This window comes from Novosphingobium sp. AAP93 (assembly GCF_001296055.1).
GTDB lineage: Bacteria > Pseudomonadota > Alphaproteobacteria > Sphingomonadales > Sphingomonadaceae > Novosphingobium.
This window is the reverse complement of record NZ_LJHZ01000047.1, coordinates 1-1080: the sequence shown is the minus strand read 5'-3', so window position 1 is coordinate 1080 and position 1080 is coordinate 1. Positions and strand designations below refer to the sequence as shown.

The following is a 1080-nucleotide window of genomic DNA, read 5'->3' as shown; positions in this document are numbered from 1 at the left end:
GATGAAAGCCGCGAGCAGACCCGCGCGATCCATGCCGCGCAGCGCCGCCGCCAGACGCTGGCCGGGCTGCTGGCGAGCGAGGACCGTCAGGCCACTTTGGCGCTGCACAGGAACGCCCAGACACTGCTCGAACCGGTGCGCGTGGTGAACCCGTTCGCGGATGATCTGACGTTCCTCGACGACAAGACCCGCACCCGGCGCGATCATATGAAATACCTCACGCTGATCCAGGCGATCGCGCTCCTGCACCAGCATCAGCGCAAGATCCACGAGGTGCATCACCGGGGCAGGCCGGTGCGCTATATCGAGGTCGTCCAATCCGACATCCAGCTTGCCAACCGGCTCGCCCACGAGGTGCTGGGCCGCACGCTCGACGAGCTGCCGCCGCAGACCCGCAGGCTTCTGGGCATGGTGCATGACTGGGCCGTGGCGGAGTGCGCGCGGCTCCACATCAGACGCTCCGAACTGCGGTTTACGCGCCGCCAGCTCAGGGCGGCCACCGGGTGGGGTGACACGCAGCTCAAGGTCCATCTGGGGCGTCTGGCCGAGCTTGAATATCTGCTCGTGCATCGCGGTGCACCCGGCCCGTCGGGGGGCGTCGGCTCGTTCCATTACGAGCTGCTGTATGATGGCGGCGGGGAGGCGGATGCGCCGTTCCTGATGGGCCTGAGCGGAGCTTCGTATCGTGAGGCGGCTCGGGCGGAAGACACCTTGAATTACGACCCGGTTCGGTCGGGGTCCGGGGCGGTTCGGTCGCCCTCCGGTCGGGCCTTGGTCGGTGCCTGGTCGGGCACTGGTCGGGGCGGAGAAAAGGCGGCTGAGAGGGAGATATCCGCCGCTCCTCGCGCCCCTGAAACGCCGCCTTCGGAAACGCACGTCCTGGAGAAAAATGGCACGGTCCTGTCCTACCCGCAGCCGCCTGTTCGCACCCCCTCAGCCGCCGTGATCTGACATGCCGAGGAAGCGCGGGGCTGGCACGAAAAAGGGCCGCACACCGCACAAGGGGCTTTATCATCCGCCTGCTCTTGCGGTGGGCGGTCATGATCCGGACAGCATCTGGAATCACATGGAGCGCTTTGC

Annotated in this window: 1 protein-coding gene; it reads left to right on the top strand. The window is 66.9% G+C overall.

From position 1 onward, the window contains the following. A partial coding sequence (locus tag IP83_RS20615) for a hypothetical protein (protein WP_197274325.1) occupies positions 1-951 on the top strand: 951 nt, incomplete at its 5' end. Between the last annotated feature and the right edge of the window lie 129 nt (positions 952-1080).